Origin of the sequence: Catenulispora pinistramenti, assembly GCF_018274385.1 — a bacterium.
GTDB classification, from domain to species: domain Bacteria; phylum Actinomycetota; class Actinomycetes; order Streptomycetales; family Catenulisporaceae; genus Catenulispora; species Catenulispora pinistramenti.
Window position 1 is genome coordinate 1 of the sequence record NZ_JAAFYZ010000203.1, and the last position, 20,559, is coordinate 20,559.

The window sequence follows — 20,559 nt, forward strand, 5'->3', positions numbered from 1 at the left end:
GGGCGGGGACTGCGGTGGCCCGTAGCCAGGCTGCGGTGCCTGCGGCGGCCCATAGCCAGATGGCGGCGCCTGCGGTGGCCCGTAGCCAGGCGGCGGTGCGAAGGGCCCCGGCTGCGCAGGCGGCGGCGCATACCCACCCTCCGGCGGTTGCTGAACCGGCCCGCCAGGCGCCACCACGTTCAGCTGCTGCGTCGTGAACGCGGACGAGCCCTGCGGCTCGACGGTGTTCAGCTGTTGTGTCGTCAGCTCCGATGAGTCGGGACCCATCGGTGTTCCCTGGTCACCGGACTGAGCGTCGGGCATGTATCGGCTCCCCGTGTCAGTACTCGCATGTGTGTCTGAGCGGCAACTCAGCGTACTGTCGAGGAACACAGACGTACATAGCTCGACGGGAAACACGAAGGACCGGCAACAGGCATCACGATGTCCTGCGGCCGGTCCTTGCCCGTGTCGGGGCGGCCTGAGCTCAGCCTTCGGCGGCCAACGCGTCCGCCAGAGCGTTCAACCCCAGATCGTGGGAACCCTTCACCAGCACGACGTCCGCGGGCCGGATCAGCTTACGCGCCACCACCAGCGCCTCCTCGCGGTCGCGCACGTGGTGCACGACCATGTCCGGGGCCCCGGCGCGGGCGGCGTCGACCAGCGCCACCGGACCAGTCCCGTCATAGAACTCCGAGTCAGGCCCATCGACCACGACCAAAGCCGCGAACCCCAACTCGGCGGCCAGATCCCCGATCCTCCGATGCCGGGCAGCGGAATCAGTCCCCTGCGCCACCATCTCACCCAGGACCCCGACGATCCGTCGCGAATCATCGGCGGCCAGCGCCGTGGTCGCGTTCAGGGCGGCTTCCATCGACTCCGGGAAGGCGTTGTAGGCATCGTCGACAACCGTGACGCCGTCACTGTCGCGAGTCCGCACCGCCAGCCGCGAGGTGGAACGCGGCCCGCCCGTCGCGCTCAGCGCCGCGGCGATCTTCTCCACACCGATGCCCAGCGCCCACGCGGTCGCGGCGGCGGCCAGCGCGTTGCTGACCTGGTGCGCGCCGAGCAGCGACAGCTGGACCGGGGCGCTGCCGTCGGGGGTCTTCAGGGTGAAGGCCGACATCCCGTGCAGCAGCCGCTCGTCGACGGTGGTGATCACCGCGTCCGGACCGCGGCCGAACCACACCACGTCGGCCTCGGTGCGCGGGGCCATCGCGGCGACCCGGGGGTCGTCGGTGTTGAGCACCGCGATGCCGCCGGCGGCCGCCGACGGGAGCGCCGCGACCAACTCGGACTTGGCCGCCGCGACGATGCTCAAGGGATCCTCGCCCGCCGCCTCCGGACCCGCGCCCGCCACGAACGTCTCGACGTGGGCGTTGCCGACCGCGAGCACCACCCCCACCCGCGCCGGCGCGATCGACGTCAGATACGTGAGATCCCCGGCCTGTGCCGCGCCCATCTCCAGCACCAGGTACCGGGTCGACTCGTCGGCGCGCAGCACCGTCAGCGGCAGCCCGAGCTCGTTGTTGAAGGAACCGGCGGTGGCGATCGTCGGCGCCTGCGCCTCCAGGATCGTGGCCAGCAGGTCCTTGGTCGTGGTCTTGCCGAACGAGCCGGTGAGACCGATCACCAGCGGGTCGATACCGGCCAGGTTGTGCTTGGCCAACTGGGCCAGCGCGGACCGGACGTCCGCCACCAGCACGGCGGGCACCGGGACCGGCCGGGAGGCCAGCACCGCGGTCGCGCCGGCGGCCACCGCCGCCTCCGCGAACTTGTGCCCGTCGACCTGCGCGCCGTCGAACGCGGCGAACAGCCCGCCGGGGACGACGGCGCGGGAGTCCAGCGCCACCGGACCGTTCACGACACTCGCCGGATCGGCCTCATGCAGCGTTCCACCGACGACTTCGGCGATCTCGGCCAGACTGAGCGCTCTCACTTCGCCTCCACCGCCGCTTGCGCCGCCGCTTCCATCGCCGCACGGACGCCGTTCCGAGCCGGTCGCACCAGCGCCTGGTCTATGAGCCAGGTCAGCACCTTCGGCAACGGCACGCCGCTGGCGTTCCACGCCCGGGCGAACGAGGACCGGGTCGTGAAGCCGGGCATGGTGTTGATCTCGCAGACGTACAGCTCGTCCGCCTGCTCATTCCACAGGAAGTCCACCCGGGCCAGACCGAAGGCGCCGATCGCGGTGAACGCCTCCAGTGCCAGGGCCCTGATCCGGTCGGCGACCTTGTCCGGCAGATCGGCCGGGACCGTGAGCCGGGAATCGACGGCCTGGTACTTCTGCCGGAAGTCCAGCAGGCCGTTGTCCACGTCGATCTCGGCCGGAAGCGAGGCCCACAGGTCGCCGTCCGGGCTGATCAGCACGCCGCAGTCGATCTCGCGGGCGTCCTCCACGCCCTGCTCCACGATCACGGTGTTGTCCAGGGCGAACGCCTCATTCACCGCGCTCTTCAGCTCGCCGGCATCGGACACCCGGGTCACGCCGATCGAGGACCCGCCGGCCGCGGGCTTGACGAACAGCGGCCACTCCAGGCCGTTGAGCAGCGGCAGGACGTCGCGGGTCGCGGCCCAGCGCTCGGCCGTGAGCACGATGTGCGGGGTGACCGGTATGCCCTCGGCCAGGAAGGCGCGCTTCATCGCGACCTTGTCCATGCCGACCGCCGAGGCACCGACCCCGCACCCGACGTAGCGGACCCCGTACGCCTCGAACAGCCCTTGGATGACGCCGTCCTCGCCGAAGGCGCCGTGCAGCACCGGGAACGCGACGTCGACCCGGGCCAGCACCGTGCCCGGGTCACCGGCCCGCACCACGTTCAACGCCCCGTCCGCCCGGTTCGGCAGCAGCTCCACCGGCGTCCCGGCGATCGGCAGCAGATCGTCTATCGCGACGTCCGTGCCCGCCTCGGTGCGGGCGTACTCCAGCGCCTCACGCGGCAGCAGCATGAACCGCCCGGTCTTGGTGACACCGATCGCGTGCAGGGCGTAGCGGTCGCCGGGCAGGTTCCGGACGAGCGCCTTCGCCGACGCGCGGGACACGTCGTGCTCGTCGGACGGACCACCGTAGAAGACACCGACTTGAAGCAAGCCGTTGTCACCCTCGGGTGAAGCGTGTACTGGCGCGGAATGCAATTGGGACCCCTCCTGGTCATCTCAACCACTGCCAATTATGAGGGAACTCCGGAGGGCTGACGTCCGGAAGGCCGATCTTGGCCGACGCCGGGCCGGTGATGGCGGGTTTCCGGGGGCGGTGGTGTTGAGAGATGGCGGTGCACGGATGCTTGATGACCAGAGCATCTCGAATGGGACATATCGGGTGTTATCGCGACGAGTCACCCCGCCCTGGTCGAGGGGCCCGTGCGCCAACACGGACCCCTCCTCCCGATCGCCTGGACCAACAGAGCTCGGGTTCATCTCCAGTGAACACACACAGTGCATGGCTTCACAAGGCAGCCGAAACAAGCGTGAACAACTCTCCCTTGGGTATCCGCAGGTCACAGTGCCGAGCCGGGCCGTGGCACCGGACACGTCCGGATGGCGGCGGACGGCTCCGGATACCGCCGGATGCCACCGGACGGCACCGGACGGCACCGGACGGCCCCGGATTCCGCTGGCCAGAGCGTCATCAAGCATTTTTCCGGTCTGCTGGACGGCCCAGGACGCGCTGACGCACGATGGGTGGAGCGAACTCAGGGCTCTGTTCACGAGCCGACGCCAATCGGCCTGCCCGGTCGGGTTCGCGATGTTTCCAGCCTGGACCACCAAGAGTTTTGAGGAGCGATGTTGAACGTGGGGAAATCACTTGAGCGCCGGGCCCATGCAGGCCAAGCAGGCCAAGCAGCGGAAGTCGCCCAAGCAGCGGAAGCAGCCCAGGCAGCGCCGACCGTCCGCTGCCTCGCCGCCGGTGTGACTCGCCGGCCACCGGCGATCGTCATCGTCATCGTCTTCGCGGCCGTCTGCCTGATGGTCGGTCGAGGCTACGACGCCGTCGCCGTGACCACGGTGCTGGCCGGCGCCTGCCGGACGGTCACGCGGCTGGCGCGGCAACTACCGTCGCGCCCGGCGCTCTAGCGGGTCCATGGGCCGCCCCGAAGAATCCGTAGCGTCCGAGGGTCCGCTGGCAGAATTCGCCCGCGACCTCCGGGCGCTGCGCCATGCCACCGGGCAGATTCCGTACCGGGACCTCGGGCGGCTGGCGCAGTATTCGCCCAGTGCCCTGTCCACCGCGGCCAGCGGGCACAAGCTACCCACCATCGAACTGACCCTCGCGTTCGTCCGAGCCTGCGGTGGCACCCCGGACGACGTGCGGACCTGGGAGCAACGCTGGCACGAGGTCAACGAGTCGCTGGGCCGGCCCGGAAGGGCCCCGTGCCGTCCGCGGCTGACCGGCCTGACCCGCCGCTTCGCCGATGCCGACCCCGCGAACGCGCGGAACGTCGTGCAGTTCGTCGGCCAGATGCACAAGCTCAAGATCGGATCCGGTCAGCTGACGCTCCGGGATATCGCACGGCGTGCGCGCGACGCCGGCAAGAGCCTGCCGACGAGCACGCTCTGCGACGCGCTGAAGGGCGACCGGCTTCCGCAGTGGCGGGTCGTCGAGGCGTTCGTCATCGCCTGCGGCGACGAGGAGGCGCTCGATCGGTGGCATGAGGCCTGGACGCGACTGGCCATGGCCACTGTCACGCCGCACGCGGAGACGGGGCTGTACACCGTGCCGCGGCGGATCGCCCAGCCAGATCAACCTGTGAGTCATGGGCCGACATCCGGCACCGGAACGGATCGGGGACGGGCACCGCTTGAGGATGGTGATCCTCGCGAAATCGGCCCCTACCGATTGCTCGGCCTCCTTGGCGAAGGTGGCATGAGCATTGTCTATCTTGGAGTGGACGAGTCCGGAGAGCAGGCCGCCGTCAAGGTCGTGCATCGTGAGCTGGCCCGCGACGTTGAATTCCGCCAGCGATTCCGGCGTGAGGTCGGTATGTTGCAGCGCATCCCCGCCGGACGGTCCTTCGCCCGGATGCTGGCTGCCGATCCGGAAGCCGAGCGACCGTGGCTTGCCACGGAGTATGTTCCGGGCCCGTCGCTGGCGGAGGTGGTGGCGTGGGATGGACCGCTCTCGCCGTCCGCGGTCCGGCGGCTCGGGGCCGATCTGGCCGCGGCGTTGGCGACGGTGCACGGGTTGGGCCTGGTCCACCGGGATGTGAAGCCGGGGAACGTCCTGATGGCGGAACAGGGCCCGAAGCTCATCGACTTCGGCATCGCCCGCGACGACGGCGCATCGAAGATCACCCGGACCGGTATCGCCGTTGGGACGCCGGGATTCATTGCGCCGGAACAGCTACTCGGCAGGCGCGAGATCGGACCGCCCGCAGACGTCTTCGCCCTCGGCGCGGTACTGGCCTTCGCGGTCACCGGACGGCATCCGTTCGGCGAGGGTGATCCGACCTCCATGATGTATCGGATTACGCATGAGCAGCCTGATCTGGACGCTGTTCCGGCCGAACTGCGGGAGGTGATTGCACGCTGCCTGGCCAAGGACCCACACGAGCGGCCGTCGGCGGAGGAGGTCGCAGAGATATCGCCGACCATTGCGATCCCACCCGCGTCGGAACAGCCCACATCGGAACCGTCCACCAGGCGGCATTGGGCCGCGCCGATCAAGGCCGCGCAGACGTTGCTTCACCTGAAGCTTCCGCCCCGGCGGTAGCTGTCACACGCGTCGCGGCCTGGACCGCGACGCCGATCCGGACCCGCTCATCCTCGGCAGTCGTCTCCACCCCTATACACCACCCTTGACCTCGGGGCCATACTGCTATCCATGGAGCCCGCTCGATCAGGAGCGTTACACCGTGACCTCGCCCACGCGGTTCGCATGGGCCCCTTCTCCGCGACGCTGCACCTGGCGATCGAGGCCAGCGGCCTGACCCTGGAGCAGGTGCGCGCGGAGCTCGCCGCCCGTGGCGCCCTGGTGTCGATGGCGACGCTGAGTTATTGGCGGCGCGGCCTCAGCCGGCCGGAGCGGCCGGAGTCGTTGGTCGCGGTGCGGTCGCTGGAGGAGGTGCTGGGGCTTTCGGCGGGGGCGTTGAGCGGGCAGTTGGGGCCGCGGCGGCCTCGTGGGCGGTCGGCTGTGCGGCGGGAGTCAGGGCTCGATGTCGTCGATGCGTGGGGTGCTCATCGGGAGTACGACGATCTGCTGCGCGGCCTGGATCCCGCCGGGCGCCTGGAGCTGACCCGGCTGTCCACCCTCGACCGCTACAGCCTCGGGCCCGATCGGCGCGAGGTGGCGCTGTCCACGTGCCAGGTCGTGCGGGCCGAGGCGGACGACCTGAGCCGGATGACAGTGCTCTACCGCACCTACGATCCGCCGTCGCCGGCCCCGGTCATGACCGCGCTGCACGGCTGCCGCGTCGGGCGGGTGCGGATCGCCGCCGACAGCGGGTTCGTGGCCGCGGAATTGCTGTTCGACCGGGTGCTGCGCCGCGGGGACACCACGGTCGTGGACTACGAGCTGACCGGACTGTCCCCGACCCCGCCCACCGAGACCGACTTCTACCAGCGCTTCTTCCCCTACGCCACCGCGATGTACGTGCTGATGGTGCAGTTCGACCCCGCGACGGTCCCGGCGCGCTGCGTGCGGTACGAGCGACGCACGGAAGCCGCGCCGGACCAAGGGGTCCGCGAGGTCTGGGTCGGCGCGACCGGGCAGGCGCACGTGATGGCGACCGACGTCCCACCCGGCGTGGTCGGCCTGCGCTGGGACTGGGGGGCGGGCCTGAACGACGCACCGTCGATACGTCGTGCAGACCCGCCCGCTCCGTGATCTCGCTGCTATCGCGATTCCGCAGGTATCGCGATTCCACTGCTATAGCCAATCAGGGCAGAACCCTGAGACCAGATCAGATCAGAATCAGAACCCGTACACGGTGTCTCCAAAGGCCGTCTTGCCCGAGCCGCCGCCGGAGTCGGTGGCGGTGACGGTCACCTGGTAGGTGCCCGCGGTGGTGGGGGTGCCGGAGATGTCCCCGGACGAGCTGATGCTCAGGCCCGGGGGCAGCCCGGTGGCGCTGAACGTCAGCGGCAGGTTCTTGCTGTCCGAGGCCTGGATCTGCAGGCTGTTGGACTGGAAGCCGACGAATCCGAACTGGTCGCCGGGATCGGTCACCGTGACGGTCCCGCCCCCGCCGCTGCCGTTGACGGTGAGCGAGTACGTCGCCGTGTGGGTCGTGCTGCCGGCGCTCCCGGTCACGGTCACCGGATACGTCCCGGCCGGGGTCGAGCCCGAGGTGCTGATCGTCAGCGTCGAGCTGCCGCCCGCGCTGACCGAGGTCGGGCTGAAGCTCGCCGAGGCGCCGGAGGGCAGGCCCGAGGCGGACAGCTGCACCGTGACCGCCGAACCGGCCGTGACCTTCGTGCCGACCGTGGCGGTGGCCGACGAACCCGGGTTCACCGAGCCCGACGCCGGGCTCAGCGACACCGAGAAGTCGTTGCTGGGCGGCGGCGGGGTGTTGCCGGCAGCGAAGCCGCTGACGCCGTTCGGTGTGCCGACCCCGGTCGGACCGTCCCAGCCGGTGCCCGCGTTGCAGATCACCGTGCCGCACGAGCCGTTGCTGCCGGAGGTGACGTCGTTGAACTTGGCCTCGTTGGCGTAGACGTAGGAGACGCCGTTGTCCCCGGACGCCGGCGCGCCGGCCTGAGCCCACATCGCCGAGATCAGCGGCGTGGCCAGCGAGGTGCCGCCGTACTCCAGCCACCCGGACTGGCTGTAGGTGTCGTAGACCGCCAGCCCGGTGTTCGGGTCGGCGTCGGCCGAGACGTCGGCGCTGGCCCGGTTGTCGCAGCCGGTGCTGATGTTCTGCTGGTAGGCGGGCTTGGCGAACAGCGAGGAGCAGCCGGAGCCGCCGCTGCTCCACACCGACTCCGACCAGCCGCGCGAACTCGAGTCCTTACTCAGCGAGGTCCCGCCGACCGCCACCACGCTCGGGAACGTCGCCGGGAACTGGGCGTTCGACCCGGACTGGGTCCCGCTGTCGCCGGTGGCCGCCGCGATCATCACGCCGGGGTGGTTGTAGTGCGAGTCCAGACCGGTGCTGAAGTTGCTCTCGGCGTCGGAGTAGCTGTTGGAGACGAACTTCGCGCCGAGCTTCACCGCCTCGTCGACGGCGGCCCCCAAGTCGGTGTCGTTGTTGGTGTTCGCCTCGACCAGCAGGATGTGACAGCCGGGGCACGCCGCGCTCACCGCGTCCAGGTCCAGCGTGATCTCCACTCCCCAGCCGGAGTCCCCGGTCGGGTAGTTGCTGCCGCCGCTCTGGTCCACCTTCGTGAAGCACCCGTTCGCCGTCGTGCACGCCGACAGGCCCCACTGCGAGCGGTAGGTCCCCAGGTCGCTCTCGGCGTTCGGGTCGTCGTAGGCGTCGACGATGGCGACCGTCTGCCCGCTGCCCGGATTGCTGCCCAGGTTGTACGCGGACTGGATGTCGCTGGGGCCGAACCCGGCCGGTGCCGCCGGTCTCGCGCCGCCGCGCACCAGCTGGAGCGCGTTGCAGTGCGCGTGCCCGGCGATGGCGCTGGCACAGGCGGCCGGGACCACTTGTGGAGCCGGTGCGGCTTCAGCGGGCCCCACACAGGCCAGGGCCGCCGCGGTGGATACGGCCGACATCATGGCGCCGGCCAGGAGTATCCGCCTCATGTGTTCTCCTCTCGTGCCCCGCCGGTCGCGTTGTCCGCAGCCTGATTCCGGGGGTTGAGTGGGAGTGTGCTGAACCGTGGGGGAGGGTGATAGAGCGCTTCACAGTGCCGGTGGCGGGCGGTTTCAATTCCTTGAATTGAGACTGAAATCCGACTTGGGCGCCATCCCCCGGGCGATGAGCGCGACGGCGGGGATCGAGCCGGTCAGCGCCGCCGCGACCCATACCGGCCCCAGACCGCCGGGGCCGGACAGCGCCGCGGCTCCCATAGCCGGGCCCGCCGCGGCGCCGATGTTGAGGGCCGCGGTCGCGTAGGAGCCACCCATGGTCGGGGCGTCGGATGCCGCGTAGAGCACGCGGGTGATCAGGGTGCTGCCGACCGCGAAGGACAACGCGCCTTGGACGAATAGGAGGCCCGGCAGCGCCACCGGATGCGCTGCGAACAGCGCGACACCGATCCAGCCCACTGGCAGCAGCGGCGTGCCGACCAGGAGCGTGAGCCCCGGATGCCGGTCGGACAGACGCCCCGCGACCGTGACGCCGACGAAGGAGCCGAGGCCGAACAGGACCAGCGCCACCGACACCCACCCGTCGCCCAGCCCGGCGACGCCGGTGACGATCGGCGCGAGGTAGGTGAACGCGGCGAACGTGCCGCCGTTGGTCAGCGCGCCGAGCAGCATGGCGAGGAGGAGGCGGGGCGTTCGGAGTTGCGCCAGTTCGGAACGCAGCGAGGGGCTGGCGTTCACTTCCCGTGGGCCCCGTACTGCGCTGTGTGTGGCCCGCGCGGCCTGTCTGGCCTGCCCGGTCCGGCCGGGGATGCCTTTGGCGATGCCGACGGCTGCCGGGACGCACAGCAGCGCGATGGCCCAGAACGTCGCCCGCCAGCCGAACGTGCTGCCGAGCAACGCCCCGGCCGGTACCCCGGCGATGGTGGCGAGCGTCGTGCCGGACAGCAGGACCGCCAGCGCTCGGCCCTTCCGGTCGGCCGCGACGAGCTGGGTCGTGGTGCTGAGCGCGACCGCCAGGAACCCGGCGTCGGCCAGCGCGGCCACCACCCGGGTGGCGAACAGAACCACGAAGGTCGGCGTGATCGCGGCCCCGACATGACAGAGCGCGAAGACGACCACGCACCCGAGAAGCGTGGCCCGAGCAGGCCACCGCCGGGCTAGAACGGCCATTGCGGGCGCGCCGACCACCATCCCGACCGCGAAGGCCGAGGTCAGCAGGCCGGCCGTCCCGATCGAGACGTCAAGGCTGTGCGCGATGTCCGGCACCAGACCGGCGAGCATGAATTCAGAAGTGCCCATGGCGAAAACGGCCAGGGCGAGCAGGTAGAGAGCAAGAGGCATCGAGGACTCCGAGGCGGGAGAACGGACGGAAGAACACGTCTCGTCACCACGGTCAGTCCCGCGGGCGTACCCGAACAGCCGCCCTCGCGATAGCGCGGCAGGCGGGGAAGGCTGGAACGCTTAGCGGTTCCGGTTCCCGTTCGGGTTCAGGCTCAAGATCAGGGGGCTGACGGTGTGACCGAAAGCCCCCACAGTGGATGCCTCGGGGCTCGACATGCCGCGCACACTACCCAAGATCGCCCCGGCAGCGCACATGGAATTCCTCCGGACCCACGCGGGTGCGACGCTCGGATCGCTTGTGCGGTTGCTATCGCTTGAGCAGGAAGGCGAGTGCCGGGCACTCGGAAACGGCTCTGCGGGCCCGGCGCCGGGCTTCGGCGGGGACCGGACGCTCCTGGAGGATCGGGTAGCCCCATTCGTCCAGCGAGACGACTTCCGGGAGGAGGTCGGCACAGGCACCGTGGCCTTGGCAGGCGGTCCAGTCGACGGCTGCGCGCAGGGTGATCGTGGTGGGCTCGGGCATCGGTCAGGATCCTTACTCGCTCGCAGTGCTCTGGCTTGCGGGCGGCATCGCTGTCGGGAGCATCGGGGGCCGGGCGGAGGCCCGGCATCGACCGCGGGAGTGGGCGTCGGCTTCGGCGGCGAAGGCGATCAGGGCACTGCGAGCGAGCCGGGCGGTGCCGTCCGGATGGCGGCAGGCGCCGCGTCCGGTGACCAGGCCGGCCCAGCGGGACAGGTCGTCGCGGATCTGCTGGAGGTCGCTGCGCGGGGTGGGGCGGGCCAGTTCGCCGAAGGCCGCTGCCATGCGGGGCAGGCCGTTCAGGCATGGGCCGCACTGGCCGGCTGATTCCAGGGCCAGGTAGCGCAGGATCGACGCGGTCTCGACCAGGCCGCAGCGGTCGTGGGGGAGGACGGCCAGGAGGCCCGCACCCAGCGGGACGCCCAGTGTTTCAGCACTGACGCTGGTGTCTCCGGTGATCGCTCTGATGCCGGCCCCGACTTCGCGGCCCGATCGTGCCGCCGATTCCAGTGGCAGCCAGGTCCCGTGGTAGCCGCCGACCAGGATCGCTTGCCCGGACACGGCTCCCGTCAGGTGCTGGAGCGACGTGCCCGGCGCGGCTTCCACGACGGTCGGCGTGCTGTCCGCGTATCGCACGGTGAACAGTGACGTGGCCGCGCCTGACCGGTACCACGCCGGGCCGTGGCGGGCGATCAGGGCCAGGTGCGCCAGTGTCTCGACGTTCTGCACCAGGGTCGGGCCGCCCCCGACGCCTTGCTCGAACACCGGTCGGCTCTGGAATCGGGGCAGCGCGGGGCCGCCGTCGAGGAACGACACCAGCGCCGACTCCTGTCCGGACAGGAAGCGGGACGGCACTTCGACGATCGTCACGGGCACGGCCGTCGAGGTTCGTTGCCGATCCGCCTCGGTCAGATACCCAAGCAGGCCGTGCCCGGCTTCGACAGCCAGGAACGCCCGGTCCGCACCAACGGCGGCGGCTGCGAGCGCGACGCCGTCCAGGACCAGGTGCGGCGCGTGCCATAACAGGGCCTTGTCTTTGGCGCTGGCCGGCTCACCCTCGGAGCCGTTGGCCACCACGACCGGACGCCGGCCGGCCCGTCGAGCGGCCTCGCGCACCGCGGCCATCTTCCGGTGCGCCGGAAACGCCGCGCCGCCTTGCCCACTCAGGCCGGAATGCTCGGCGGCGGCCATGACGTGTCCGGGGTCGAGGCGTGGCAGGTCGCCGTAGACGGCGCGATGAGCCTGGTGGTTCAACGGCGCTGACGGGAGCAGACGCATCGCCGCGGTGGCGGTGGCGGTGGCGTTGGCGAGTGAGCGGATACGCACCGGCGGCAGGACGGACGTGTTCATCGTCGTACTCCTTCGTCGGTCGTGACGGTGGCGTATTCGCGGGCGCCTGCTTGGTACTGGCTGGCGCCTCGACCGATGTTCTGCCCGTTGCCCTGCTCGGGAGCCGCCGCGAGGATGTCGGCGGGTGTCAGGGCACGTCGTCCCGTGGCCACGCGCTGCGCGACGGCGGCCAGCACCACGGCGACGCAGGCGATGGTCAGCCACAGGGGCCAGCCGGTCATGGGATGCCCGGTGCCGTTGCCGAGCGTCACGCCGTGGACGATGGCGATCGGCCAGCAGGCGTAGGCCAGCCAGTGCACGGCGCGCCAGCTGCGCCGACCGATGCGGGCCCGCAGCAGGCTGGTGATCACAACGGCCAGGATCAGATCGAGCGCCACCGCGCCCAGGCCGATCCACAGCGGTTCATAGGAGGACGAGAACGGGACTACGACTGCCAGGGGGCTGATATCGACGTAGGAGTCGATGACCGCCGTGAGGATGTGGACGGCCAGGAACACCACCGCCAGCAACGAGATGCTGCGATGCAGCGCGACCGCCGCCAGTCGCGGCAGCCCGGGGAGCCGGACCTGTCGCCGTACGCTGATGCCCAGCACCATCACGAGGCTGAACAGGACCAGGGTCACGATGCCGGTGGCCTGTCCGGTGTACCAGATCACCGCAGAGTCCACGACGATTCCTCCCTCGGGCCGATGGCGTACGAGAAGCCGGTGCTACCCGGCGCGGCCGGCCAGCGCCCGACGGTGCACACCGTCCCGTCTTCAGCCAGCAGGCGCGCATCCAGACCGCACTCAGCCAGCCACGCCGGCGCCCGGGTGCCGCGAACAATGGCCGCGGTGCTGGCGATGTTGGCGTCCAGGCACGTGGCGGCGGTAACGCTCACGGTGCGCCAGGGGGTGCGTGCCGACAGGCCGGTGTGCGGGTTGATGATGTGGTGCAGGGTTCTGGCGCCGCGGGTCCAGCGGCGGGCGGCGGTGCCCGAGGTGGCCAGGCCGCCGTCACGGATCAGGATGCTGATGTGCTGCGCATCCGGGTCCGCGCCCGGCTCGTCGGTTCGGTCCTGAACCCGGATCGTCCAGCCATCCGCAGGCGCCGTCCCCGCCACCGCGAGGTCACCGCCGAGGCCGACCAACACCCCGCAGCCGAAGCGCGCGGCCAGATCCGCGGCGGCACGGTCAGCGGCCCATGCCTTCGCGGTCGCGCCCAGATCCAGCCGAATCCCCGGCGGGACGGCGAGCGTCCGGCGCTCCGCGTCGAAGACGATGCGCCGCCACCCCGGCACCGGCCGGACCACGAGCTTCACGGGACTGCCGTCGTGCTGCACAAGGTCGAAGTCGCGGTCGTACCCGAGCCCGGCCAGCGCCGAGCCCACGGTCGGATCCACATCCCCGCCACTGAGCTCCGCACCGCGAAGAGCAGCCGCCACGGCTTCGGCAAGAACGGCGCTGATCGGCATCTCGCGCCCGGCGGAGTGATCGAGCGTCGCGATTTCGGAGTCGTCGCGAAAGCGACTGCACGCGACGTCCACGGTGGCCAGCCACTCGATCAGGAACTGACGGGCTTCGGATAACGCCGCCGAGTCGGTGACGGCGAGGCGCACCGCACAGCCCAGGGCGCGCCAGTCGGTCGCGGCGTAGGGCGGGGCGATGGTGCTCATGAGGCACCCGAGGTCGCGGCGTGGCCGGAGGACGTGGTGCTGCTCGATGAAGACGACGAAGACGAAGACGAGGGCGAGCTGGTAGCGGTGCCACCTGAACCGCTTGTGGTGCCTGTGGTTCCCGAGGCTCCTGTGGTGTTTGTGCTGCTCGGCGCCGACGTCGACGGCTGGAGCCCGGAGCCGGACGACGCGCCGGTGCCCGTGCCCGACGTGGCACCCGAGGCCGGTGTGGCACCCGAGCCCGAGTGCGCCCGGGGCACGGTCGCGGCGATCGCCACCCCGCCGGCCACGCTCGCGGCGGTCACGGTCCAGGTCACAGCGGATATTCGGACGAGCCTGCGACGCGCTTCACGCTCCATGTCGACACCTCCACAATGGCTGAATGGATCGCCATCCACCGTGGTCCGGCTCGGTGAGAGAGTGATGAGGCGGGGATCAACATCGACTTTGAGAATTGGCTCAGAGCGGCGATTGGTGCCAGTTCCCCGGGGGAGCCGAGAGTCCCCGCCGCAGGCGCCGGCTCGGCATCATAGTTTTGGCCTTGTGCCGGCTTGCCGGAGTTGAAGAGGCCTGAGGAATGGCGGGGTCAAACCGCCCCCGCCCGACCATCAAACCGCTCCCGAGCAGCAAGCACATCCGTCGTGTGCCGCATCGACCACTGCGTGAGCACCTTCAACGGCTCCCGCAGCGTCTGACCCAGCGCCGTCAGCTCATACTCCACCCGCACCGGCACCTCGGCGTGGACCGTGCGCAGCACCAAGCCGTCGCGTTCCAGGGCGCGCAGGGTCTGCGTCAGCATCTTCTCGCTGACGCCTTCCAGGCGCTTGCGGAGCTGCGTGAAGCGGGCGGTGCCGTGTTGGGCGAGTTCGCCGAGGACGAGGATGGACCACTTGTCGCCGATGCGGTCCAGAAGGTCGCGGGAGGGGCAGCCGCGTTCGTAGGGGTCCCAGGATCGTGTTGCCTCGGTCACGGCTGTGACGGGTGCCATCGGGCTCACCTCTTCTCTTTCCCGTGGGTGGCTACCTTACCAAAAAGTGGCTACTTCCCAGGGGTTAGCTGCCAGGTCAGCATGGGGGCGTGCCGCGGGAGGCCGCGGCGGAAACGAGGATTCGTTCATGTCCATCGTCGTTACCGGGGCCACCGGGCAGTTGGGCCGGCTCGTCGTCGAGGCGTTGCTGCGGCGGGGGGTGCCGGCCGCTGGGATCGTCGCCACCGGGCGGGATACGGCCGGGATCAAGGATCTGGCCGATCGTGGGGCGGTGGTGCGGCGGGCTGATTTCGGCGACGCGGACAGTCTTGCGACAGCGTTTGCCGGGGCCGAGAAGCTGCTGCTGATCTCAGCCTCCATCCCGGTGGAGGACCGCCTGGCGAACCATCGCCGGGCCATCGATGCCGCGCAGGCTGCGGGTGTTTCGCTGGTGGCGTACACGAGCATGACGCGCGCCGACACCACCGCCACGATCATCGGCGCCACCCACCGCGGGACCGAGGAGTACCTGCGCGAGCGCGCGGTTCCCAGTGTGCTGCTACGCAACGGCTGGTACCTGGAGAACTACACCTCCCAACTGCCCGTGGTGCTCCAGCACGGCACGTTCATCGGGTCCACGGGCGCCGGCCGGATCAGCGCGGCGTCCCGCGCCGACTACGCCGAGGCCGCCGCGCTGATACTGAGCACGGAAGGGCACGTCGGCAAGGTGTATGACCTCGCCGGCGACGAGGCGTTCACCATGGCCGAACTCGCCGCGACCGTCGCCGACCGCACCGGCCGGCCGATCACCTACACCGATCTGCCGGCCGAGCAGTTCGCGGCGGCGTTGGCCGGCGCGGGCGTGCCCGCCGATGTGGCGCACGTCCTCGCCGACGCCGACCTCGGACTGGGCCGCGGCGAGCTGTTCAGCGACTCCGGCGACCTGAGCCGACTGATCGGGCGCCCCACGACCACCCTGGCGGCCGCGATCGAAGAGGCACTGCGGTGATGATGCGACGGACGCTGGTAACCCTCGCCACGACGGTCGCCGTCCTGACCGCTGCCGCGATCCCCGCCGCAGCCGCCACAGGCCGAAACCATAAGCAGGGTCCTTACACGCTTACCATCAACGGCCCCAACGCCTTCCCCGAAAGCGTCGCGGCCGACAACACCTCCATCTACACCGGCAGCATCGACGACGGCGCCGTCGACCGCGGGCACCTCGGAGCGAAGACGCTCGAACCCTTCCTCCCGCCCGGCACCGACGGCCGCACCCAAGTCACCGGCATCAAAATCGCCGGTGACCGCCTCCTGGCCGCCGGAGCCTTCACCGGCCGCTTCTTCATCTACACCAAGACCGGCAAGCTCGTAGCCTCCTACACCGTCCCCAACGCCGCGCCGCCCAACACCGGCGAAAAGACCCTCGTCAACGACGAAGCAGTGACGCCCGACGGAGACGTCTACATCACCGACTCCTTCCGCGCCGTGGTCTACCGCATCCCGGCGGCCGAGGTCCACGCCCCGGCCGCGGGTCCCGCGCGCCCCGGCCTCAGCCCCCTGACCAACGCCCTGGCTCAGCCCCTGACCAACGCCCCGGCCCGAAGCCGCAGCACCTCATCAGCAGCCGCGGCCACCTCCCGCGAGTGGGTCACGACGATGACGCACTTCCCCTCCTCATGCGCCAGGGCCTGGAACACCGAGACGATCTCAGACGCGGTGTCCTGATCCAGGCTCCCGGTCGGTTCGTCGGCGAACAGCACATCGACCTCGCAAGCCAGCGCCCGGGCGATGGCCACCCGCTGCTGCTGCCCGCCGGACAGTTGCAGAGTTCTGCGATGCTGGTCCACCGGCTCGACGCCCAGCCGGGTCAGGATCTGTTCCGCCCGCTGCTTCTTGCGGCCGCCCCGCGCTCCGGTGATCTCCATCGCGGACACCACGTTCTGCACCGCCGTCATGTAATTCAGCAGGTTGAGATTCTGGAACACGGTCGCGACGTGCCGGTTGCGGTACCGCCCCAGCCCGATCTCGGCGACGTCGTCGCCCCGGAACCGGACCTTCCCGGCGACCGGCGTGTCCAGCCCGCTGGCCAGCGCCAGCAGCGTGGTCTTGCCGCTGCCGGACGGGCCGACGACGGCATACATCCGTCCGGACTGGAACGACTGGCTCACGTTCTTCAGGATCATGCGCTTCCGGCCGCCGGAAGTGTAGGAGTGGGAGACGCCGGCGAGTTGCAGCACCGGGGTCTTCGCGGCCTTCTCGTCGGTGGTCGCGGTAGTCGCGGCGGTCATGTCAGTCGCCCTTCGTCAGGATTTCGCGGGGGTTCAGGCGCAGCACGGCGATGCCCGGGATGAGCGTGGCCGCGGCGGCGATGCCCAGGCCGGCCGCCCCGATCCGGGCGATGTCGGACGAGCTGACGTGGACGTCGAGCTTGCTGATCGGGGTGACGGTCGGGGTGTCGGAGCCGGAGCCGGCTCCGGATGCGGAGGCGCCGAAGGTGCTGGAGTGGTCCGGGGTGTTGTCCTTGGGCGCGTTCTCCGCCGAGGACACCTCCCCGGCCAGCATGTGGTTCCCCACAGCCCGGGACAGGACGGTGCTGATCGCGGTCGCGCCGGCGATGGCGAGCACCGCGCAGGCGAAGACCTCGACCAGGTGCTGGCCCAGCAACCGCGGCTTCTTCTCGCCCATCGACAGCAGGACGCCCATCTCCTTGCGCCGCTCGCGCAGCGAGAAGGCGACGATCAGACCGAGGATCACGGTGCCGCCGATGGACACCAGCCACACCGTGACCGTGGCGAAGCCGGCGGTCTTGGTGATCGGCCCGACCAGCGTCTGGTACTCCTTGTCGTTGATCGACAGCGGGAAGATCGACAGGTCCGCGCCGGCCGCGGCGGCGTCCGCTTTGAGCCGCCCGAGGTCGGCCGGGTCGGCCAGGGTGAACGTGGCCTGATTCACCACGCCGTCGCCGGTCTTGCCCAGGAGCGTGGAGGCCCCGGCGGCGGTGAAGTAGAGCTGGTTGCCCGGGTCCAGCATGGCCGGGACGTTCTGGCCGGTGGCGGAGGCCTTGTCGCTGCTGTAGATGCCGACGACGGTGTAAGGGAACTCCTTGGTGTGGTCCAGGGACGGGTCGAGCTCACCGATCTTGAAGTGGACCTCGGCGCCGACCTTGAGATGGTTCGCGTCGGCCAGCCGCTTCTCGATGACCACGCCGTCGGCCGGCGAGTCCGGACCGATGCCGGTGCCGGCGATGAGCTTGGAGTCGCCGTTGCGGAAGTCCTGCACGGCGTTCAGGTCGCGCACCCCGTCGCCCTGGAAGAAGTCGACGCCGCCGCTCTGCGCGCCGGGCGGCTGGTAGAGCTTGATGTCCGAGGACGGGGCGGCGCCGCCCTGAGTGGTGTAGTTGCACTGGACCACGACCGGGGACTCGCAGATCCTGTCGACCAGGTCGATGTGCAGATCGCCGTTCGGTCCGATCAGACCGGGACTGAGGCCATTGGCGGGCGTGCCGCCTTTTCCGGAGTTCATGAGCGCGTTCAGATCCAGTTGCATCGTCACCACCGCGCCCACGGATTTCTTCGCCCCGTCGGCGGCCCGCGCCGCCGCCGACTGGATCAGGAACCCGGACAGCACCAGCGTGCAGACGACGAAGAACAGCCCGGTGAGCATCAGGGTTTTGATCACATGGGCTCGGAGTCGCCAGCAGGCGCGTTTGAGGAAGTTCACAGCCGCCGCCCTTCAGTCGGAATCGGTAGCAAGCTCGGTAGCAAGCGGTGAACTACGCTAGGCAGCTCGGAATGTGAGCCGTATGTGCCGGCTGAAGATATGTCGTCCGGCTTCCACATACGGTTCACATACGCAAAGTTGTAAAGGTAATCAGGTGCGAGTTCTGGTCGTTGAAGACGAGGAATACCTGGCGCGGGTCCTGGAGATCGGACTGCGCCGCGAAGCGATGACGGTCGACGTGGAACACGACGGCGCGCGGGCCCTGGCCCGGCTCGCGGTCCGGGACTACGACGCCGTGGTCCTGGACCGCGACCTGCCGGGTCTGCACGGCGACGAGGTCTGCCGGCGGCTGGTCGGCATGGACCCGGGCTGCCGGATCCTCATGCTCACCGCGGCCGGCCGGCTCGGGGACAAGGTCGAGGGCCTGGGCCTGGGCGCCGACGACTACCTGACCAAGCCGTTCGACTTCCCGGAGCTCGTGGCCCGGCTGCGGGCCCTGTACCGCCGCGGCCCGGTCCTGCACACGCCGGTCCTGACCTTCGAGGACCTGGCCTTCGACACCCACCGGCGGCACGTCACCCGCGCCGGTGCCGAGATCCGGCTGGCGCCGAAGGAGTTGGCGGTGCTGGAGTTGCTGCTGCGCGCCGACCGGGGCGTCGTCACCACCGAGCAACTGCTCGACAACGCTTGGGACGAGCTCACCGACCCCGGCCCGAACGCCGTCCGGCTGGTCGTGCACACCTTGCGCAAGAAGCTCGGCGAGCCGCAGCTGGTGCAGACGGTCGTGAATGCCGGCTACCGGATGGGGCAGTCATGAGTGTGGCTATGAGGTCGGGCCGAGTGCCGGGCTCAGCGTCCGGCGCCCGGGTCCCGCGCCGCCGGACGCTGAGCATCCACGCCCGCCTGTTCGCCGGCTTCGGCGGCACGCTGGGCGTCTCGGCCGCGCTGATGGTCGCGATCATCTATCTCGGCATCCGGTACGTGCCCTCTTACGATCTGAAACCCGGCCTGCCGGTGACGGACGTGCAGCGAAGCACCACGATCGTGTTGCCCCAGAACACGATCGTGCTTCCGCACGCCGCCGCGATCAGCACCAAGCAGGATGTCTGGTCGGCGGTGCTCATCACCTCGATCGCCGCCCTGCTCGTAGTGACCACCGTCGGCCTCGGGGCCGGCTGGGTCCTGTCCCGGCGTCTGCTGGCCCCGATCCACGCCATAGGCGAGGCCGCGAGCCGGGCGGCCGACGGCCACCTGCACGACCGGATCAACGCCTCCGGCCCGCCGGACGAGCTGAAGCGGCTGGCCGACACCTTCGACGCGATGCTGGCCCGGCTGGAGGAGTCGTTCGCGGCGCACCAGCGGTTCGCGGCGACCGCGTCGCATGAACTGCTCACCCCGCTGGCGACGACGCGGGCGATCCTCCAGGTCGCCGAGACCGACGTCAGCGGCGAGGAGCTGGCCGAACTGGCCCCGATGCTGCGGGCCACCAACGAGCGCAGCATCGTCGTCGTCACGGCGCTGCTCCAGCTCGCGGCCACCGACCGGATGGTCCCGGACCCCGAGCCCGTCGACCTGAGCGCCCTCGTCGCCGAGACCGTCGCCGAACGCCGGGACACCGCTGCCGCGCGGCGGATCAGCGTCGGTGTCGACGTGGCGCCGCAATGCCCGGTACCGGGAAACGCGGCGCTGCTGCGGCAACTGATCACGAACCTGCTGAACAACGCGCTGGCTTACAACGTCGAGGGCGGCCGGGTCAGTGTGACGGTGAATCTGCGGCGCGGCGATGCGGTGCTCATGGTCGCGAACACCGGGCCGCAGATCCCGCCCGACTCGGTTGAGCGCCTCTTCGAGCCGTTTCAGCGGGCCCGGCCGCGGGTCGCCAGCGATCGTTCCGGACACGGTCTCGGGTTGGCCATCGTGCGCTCGGTCGCGAAGGCGCACGGTGGTGGCGCGACGGCGACGGCCCGGCCGGATGGCGGACTCGCGGTGCGCGTCACGGTTCCGGTGCCGTATCGCGGCTGAGCGGGCTTCTACTGCTGTATCAGGCAACGTTTGCCCGGGGAGCTTTCGCGATGTGGTTCGCGGCGTGGTTCGCGATGTGGTTCGCGGCGTGCCGGTCGGCGGGCGGGATCCGTGGGCGGTGGAGTTTGCTGGGGGCTGGGGTTTGTGGGCCGGGTTGCGGTCGGTGTTTGGGCTGAAAGGCGATTTTTACGGCCTTCGGTCATAGTTGTGCCGGTTCGGGGTTCGGGTCGGTGGGTGTGTTTGTCGGCTGCCGGTTCGCGCGTTCACAACCCCGCCCCACCTCAGGCCTCTTCAACTCCAGCAAGTCAGAA

18 protein-coding genes are annotated in these 20,559 nt (G+C 70.1%); 6 read left to right on the plus strand and 12 right to left on the minus strand.

What is annotated here, in order from left to right:
* Positions 1 to 466: 466 nt before the first annotated feature.
* Positions 467 to 1,918 carry a UDP-N-acetylmuramoyl-tripeptide--D-alanyl-D-alanine ligase gene (locus KGQ19_RS38085; protein WP_212018502.1) on the minus strand — a complete coding sequence of 484 codons (1,452 nt, stop codon included), beginning with the start codon at positions 1,916 to 1,918 and terminating at the stop codon, positions 467 to 469.
* Complete coding sequence (locus KGQ19_RS38090; protein ID WP_212018504.1) at positions 1,915 to 3,069, minus strand: D-alanine--D-alanine ligase family protein; 1,155 nt, start codon at positions 3,067 to 3,069, stop codon at positions 1,915 to 1,917. Before KGQ19_RS38090 ends, KGQ19_RS38085 begins: the two co-directional genes overlap by 4 nt.
* A 702-nt stretch (positions 3,070 to 3,771) precedes the next feature.
* Between KGQ19_RS38090 and KGQ19_RS38095 the strand changes: the two genes are divergently transcribed.
* From KGQ19_RS38095 to KGQ19_RS38105, 3 genes are all read left to right on the plus strand, one after another.
* A complete protein-coding gene (locus KGQ19_RS38095; protein ID WP_212018506.1) occupies positions 3,772 to 4,053 on the plus strand; it encodes a hypothetical protein in 282 nt (93 codons plus the stop codon).
* A 7-nt stretch (positions 4,054 to 4,060) separates the two neighbouring features.
* Positions 4,061 to 5,689 (plus strand): protein kinase domain-containing protein, encoded by a 1,629-nt coding sequence (locus tag KGQ19_RS38100; protein ID WP_212018508.1) that lies wholly within the window; start codon positions 4,061 to 4,063, stop codon positions 5,687 to 5,689.
* A gap of 165 nt (positions 5,690 to 5,854) precedes the next feature.
* Complete coding sequence (locus KGQ19_RS38105) at positions 5,855 to 6,802, plus strand: hypothetical protein (protein WP_230420064.1); 948 nt, start codon at positions 5,855 to 5,857, stop codon at positions 6,800 to 6,802.
* Between the two features lie 87 nt (positions 6,803 to 6,889).
* Here the strand turns inward: KGQ19_RS38105 and KGQ19_RS50395 are convergent, their stop codons facing one another.
* From KGQ19_RS50395 to KGQ19_RS38145, 8 genes are all read right to left on the minus strand, one after another.
* Positions 6,890 to 8,668, minus strand: coding sequence for a S53 family peptidase (locus tag KGQ19_RS50395; protein WP_230420065.1), 1,779 nt, complete (start codon positions 8,666 to 8,668; stop codon positions 6,890 to 6,892).
* Between the two features lie 123 nt (positions 8,669 to 8,791).
* Positions 8,792 to 10,015 carry a Cmx/CmrA family chloramphenicol efflux MFS transporter gene (locus KGQ19_RS38115; protein WP_212018512.1) on the minus strand — a complete coding sequence of 408 codons (1,224 nt, stop codon included), beginning with the start codon at positions 10,013 to 10,015 and terminating at the stop codon, positions 8,792 to 8,794.
* A 307-nt stretch (positions 10,016 to 10,322) separates the two neighbouring features.
* Complete coding sequence (locus KGQ19_RS38120; RefSeq protein WP_212018514.1) at positions 10,323 to 10,538, minus strand: ferredoxin; 216 nt, start codon at positions 10,536 to 10,538, stop codon at positions 10,323 to 10,325.
* A gap of 12 nt (positions 10,539 to 10,550) precedes the next feature.
* Complete coding sequence (locus KGQ19_RS38125; RefSeq protein ID WP_212018516.1) at positions 10,551 to 11,885, minus strand: NADH-ubiquinone oxidoreductase-F iron-sulfur binding region domain-containing protein; 1,335 nt, start codon at positions 11,883 to 11,885, stop codon at positions 10,551 to 10,553.
* Positions 11,882 to 12,553, minus strand: a complete 672-nt coding sequence (locus KGQ19_RS38130) for a ferric reductase-like transmembrane domain-containing protein (RefSeq protein ID WP_212018518.1) — start codon at positions 12,551 to 12,553, stop codon at positions 11,882 to 11,884. The genes KGQ19_RS38125 and KGQ19_RS38130 overlap by 4 nt, the downstream gene beginning before the upstream one ends.
* A complete protein-coding gene (locus KGQ19_RS38135) occupies positions 12,538 to 13,539 on the minus strand; it encodes an FAD:protein FMN transferase (RefSeq protein WP_212018520.1) in 1,002 nt (333 codons plus the stop codon). Before KGQ19_RS38135 ends, KGQ19_RS38130 begins: the two co-directional genes overlap by 16 nt.
* Complete coding sequence (locus KGQ19_RS38140) at positions 13,536 to 13,898, minus strand: hypothetical protein (RefSeq protein WP_212018522.1); 363 nt, start codon at positions 13,896 to 13,898, stop codon at positions 13,536 to 13,538. Before KGQ19_RS38140 ends, KGQ19_RS38135 begins: the two co-directional genes overlap by 4 nt.
* A 227-nt stretch (positions 13,899 to 14,125) precedes the next feature.
* Complete coding sequence (locus tag KGQ19_RS38145; protein ID WP_212018524.1) at positions 14,126 to 14,527, minus strand: winged helix-turn-helix transcriptional regulator; 402 nt, start codon at positions 14,525 to 14,527, stop codon at positions 14,126 to 14,128.
* 127 nt (positions 14,528 to 14,654) lie between these two features.
* Here KGQ19_RS38145 and KGQ19_RS38150 point away from each other — a divergent pair, with 127 nt between their 5' ends.
* On the plus strand, positions 14,655 to 15,515 hold the full coding sequence (locus tag KGQ19_RS38150) for an SDR family oxidoreductase (RefSeq protein WP_212018526.1): 861 nt from the start codon (positions 14,655 to 14,657) through the stop codon (positions 15,513 to 15,515).
* Positions 15,516 to 16,080: 565 nt separating this feature from the next.
* On the opposite strand, the gene KGQ19_RS38155 is transcribed toward KGQ19_RS38150, so the two are convergent.
* Both KGQ19_RS38155 and KGQ19_RS52265 read right to left on the minus strand, forming a co-directional pair.
* On the minus strand, positions 16,081 to 16,794 hold the full coding sequence (locus tag KGQ19_RS38155) for an ABC transporter ATP-binding protein (protein ID WP_230420066.1): 714 nt from the start codon (positions 16,792 to 16,794) through the stop codon (positions 16,081 to 16,083).
* 1 nt (position 16,795) lies between these two features.
* Positions 16,796 to 18,226, minus strand: coding sequence for an ABC transporter permease (locus KGQ19_RS52265; RefSeq protein WP_212018528.1), 1,431 nt, complete (start codon positions 18,224 to 18,226; stop codon positions 16,796 to 16,798).
* Positions 18,227 to 18,380: 154 nt separating this feature from the next.
* On the opposite strand from KGQ19_RS52265, the gene KGQ19_RS38165 reads away from it, so the two are divergent.
* The gene (locus KGQ19_RS38165; RefSeq protein WP_212018530.1) at positions 18,381 to 19,043 is read left to right on the plus strand and encodes a response regulator transcription factor; all 663 of its coding nucleotides are present in this window, start codon (positions 18,381 to 18,383) and stop codon (positions 19,041 to 19,043) included.
* Between the two features lie 8 nt (positions 19,044 to 19,051).
* Positions 19,052 to 20,248: a sensor histidine kinase gene (locus KGQ19_RS38170; protein ID WP_212018532.1), complete on the plus strand. Its 1,197-nt coding sequence runs from the start codon at positions 19,052 to 19,054 to the stop codon at positions 20,246 to 20,248.
* The last annotated feature ends 311 nt before the right edge of the window (positions 20,249 to 20,559 follow it).

Excerpts from the sequence above, each read along its gene's own strand:
- KGQ19_RS38100 (WP_212018508.1), top strand. The coding sequence starts at position 4,061 with ATGGGCCGCCCCGAAGAATCCGTAGCGTCCGAGGGTCCGCTGGCAGAA.
- KGQ19_RS38105 (WP_230420064.1), top strand. The coding sequence starts at position 5,855 with ATGGGCCCCTTCTCCGCGACGCTGCACCTGGCGATCGAGGCCAGCGGC.
- KGQ19_RS50395 (WP_230420065.1), bottom strand. The coding sequence starts at position 8,668 with ATGAGGCGGATACTCCTGGCCGGCGCCATGATGTCGGCCGTATCCACC.
- KGQ19_RS38115 (WP_212018512.1), bottom strand. The coding sequence starts at position 10,015 with ATGCCTCTTGCTCTCTACCTGCTCGCCCTGGCCGTTTTCGCCATGGGC.
- KGQ19_RS38120 (WP_212018514.1), bottom strand. The coding sequence starts at position 10,538 with ATGCCCGAGCCCACCACGATCACCCTGCGCGCAGCCGTCGACTGGACC.
- KGQ19_RS38125 (WP_212018516.1), bottom strand. The coding sequence starts at position 11,885 with ATGAACACGTCCGTCCTGCCGCCGGTGCGTATCCGCTCACTCGCCAAC.
- KGQ19_RS38135 (WP_212018520.1), bottom strand. The coding sequence starts at position 13,539 with ATGAGCACCATCGCCCCGCCCTACGCCGCGACCGACTGGCGCGCCCTG.
- KGQ19_RS38140 (WP_212018522.1), bottom strand. The coding sequence starts at position 13,898 with ATGGAGCGTGAAGCGCGTCGCAGGCTCGTCCGAATATCCGCTGTGACC.
- KGQ19_RS38145 (WP_212018524.1), bottom strand. The coding sequence starts at position 14,527 with ATGGCACCCGTCACAGCCGTGACCGAGGCAACACGATCCTGGGACCCC.
- KGQ19_RS38150 (WP_212018526.1), top strand. The coding sequence starts at position 14,655 with ATGTCCATCGTCGTTACCGGGGCCACCGGGCAGTTGGGCCGGCTCGTC.
- KGQ19_RS38155 (WP_230420066.1), bottom strand. The coding sequence starts at position 16,794 with ATGACCGCCGCGACTACCGCGACCACCGACGAGAAGGCCGCGAAGACC.
- KGQ19_RS38170 (WP_212018532.1), top strand. The coding sequence starts at position 19,052 with ATGAGGTCGGGCCGAGTGCCGGGCTCAGCGTCCGGCGCCCGGGTCCCG.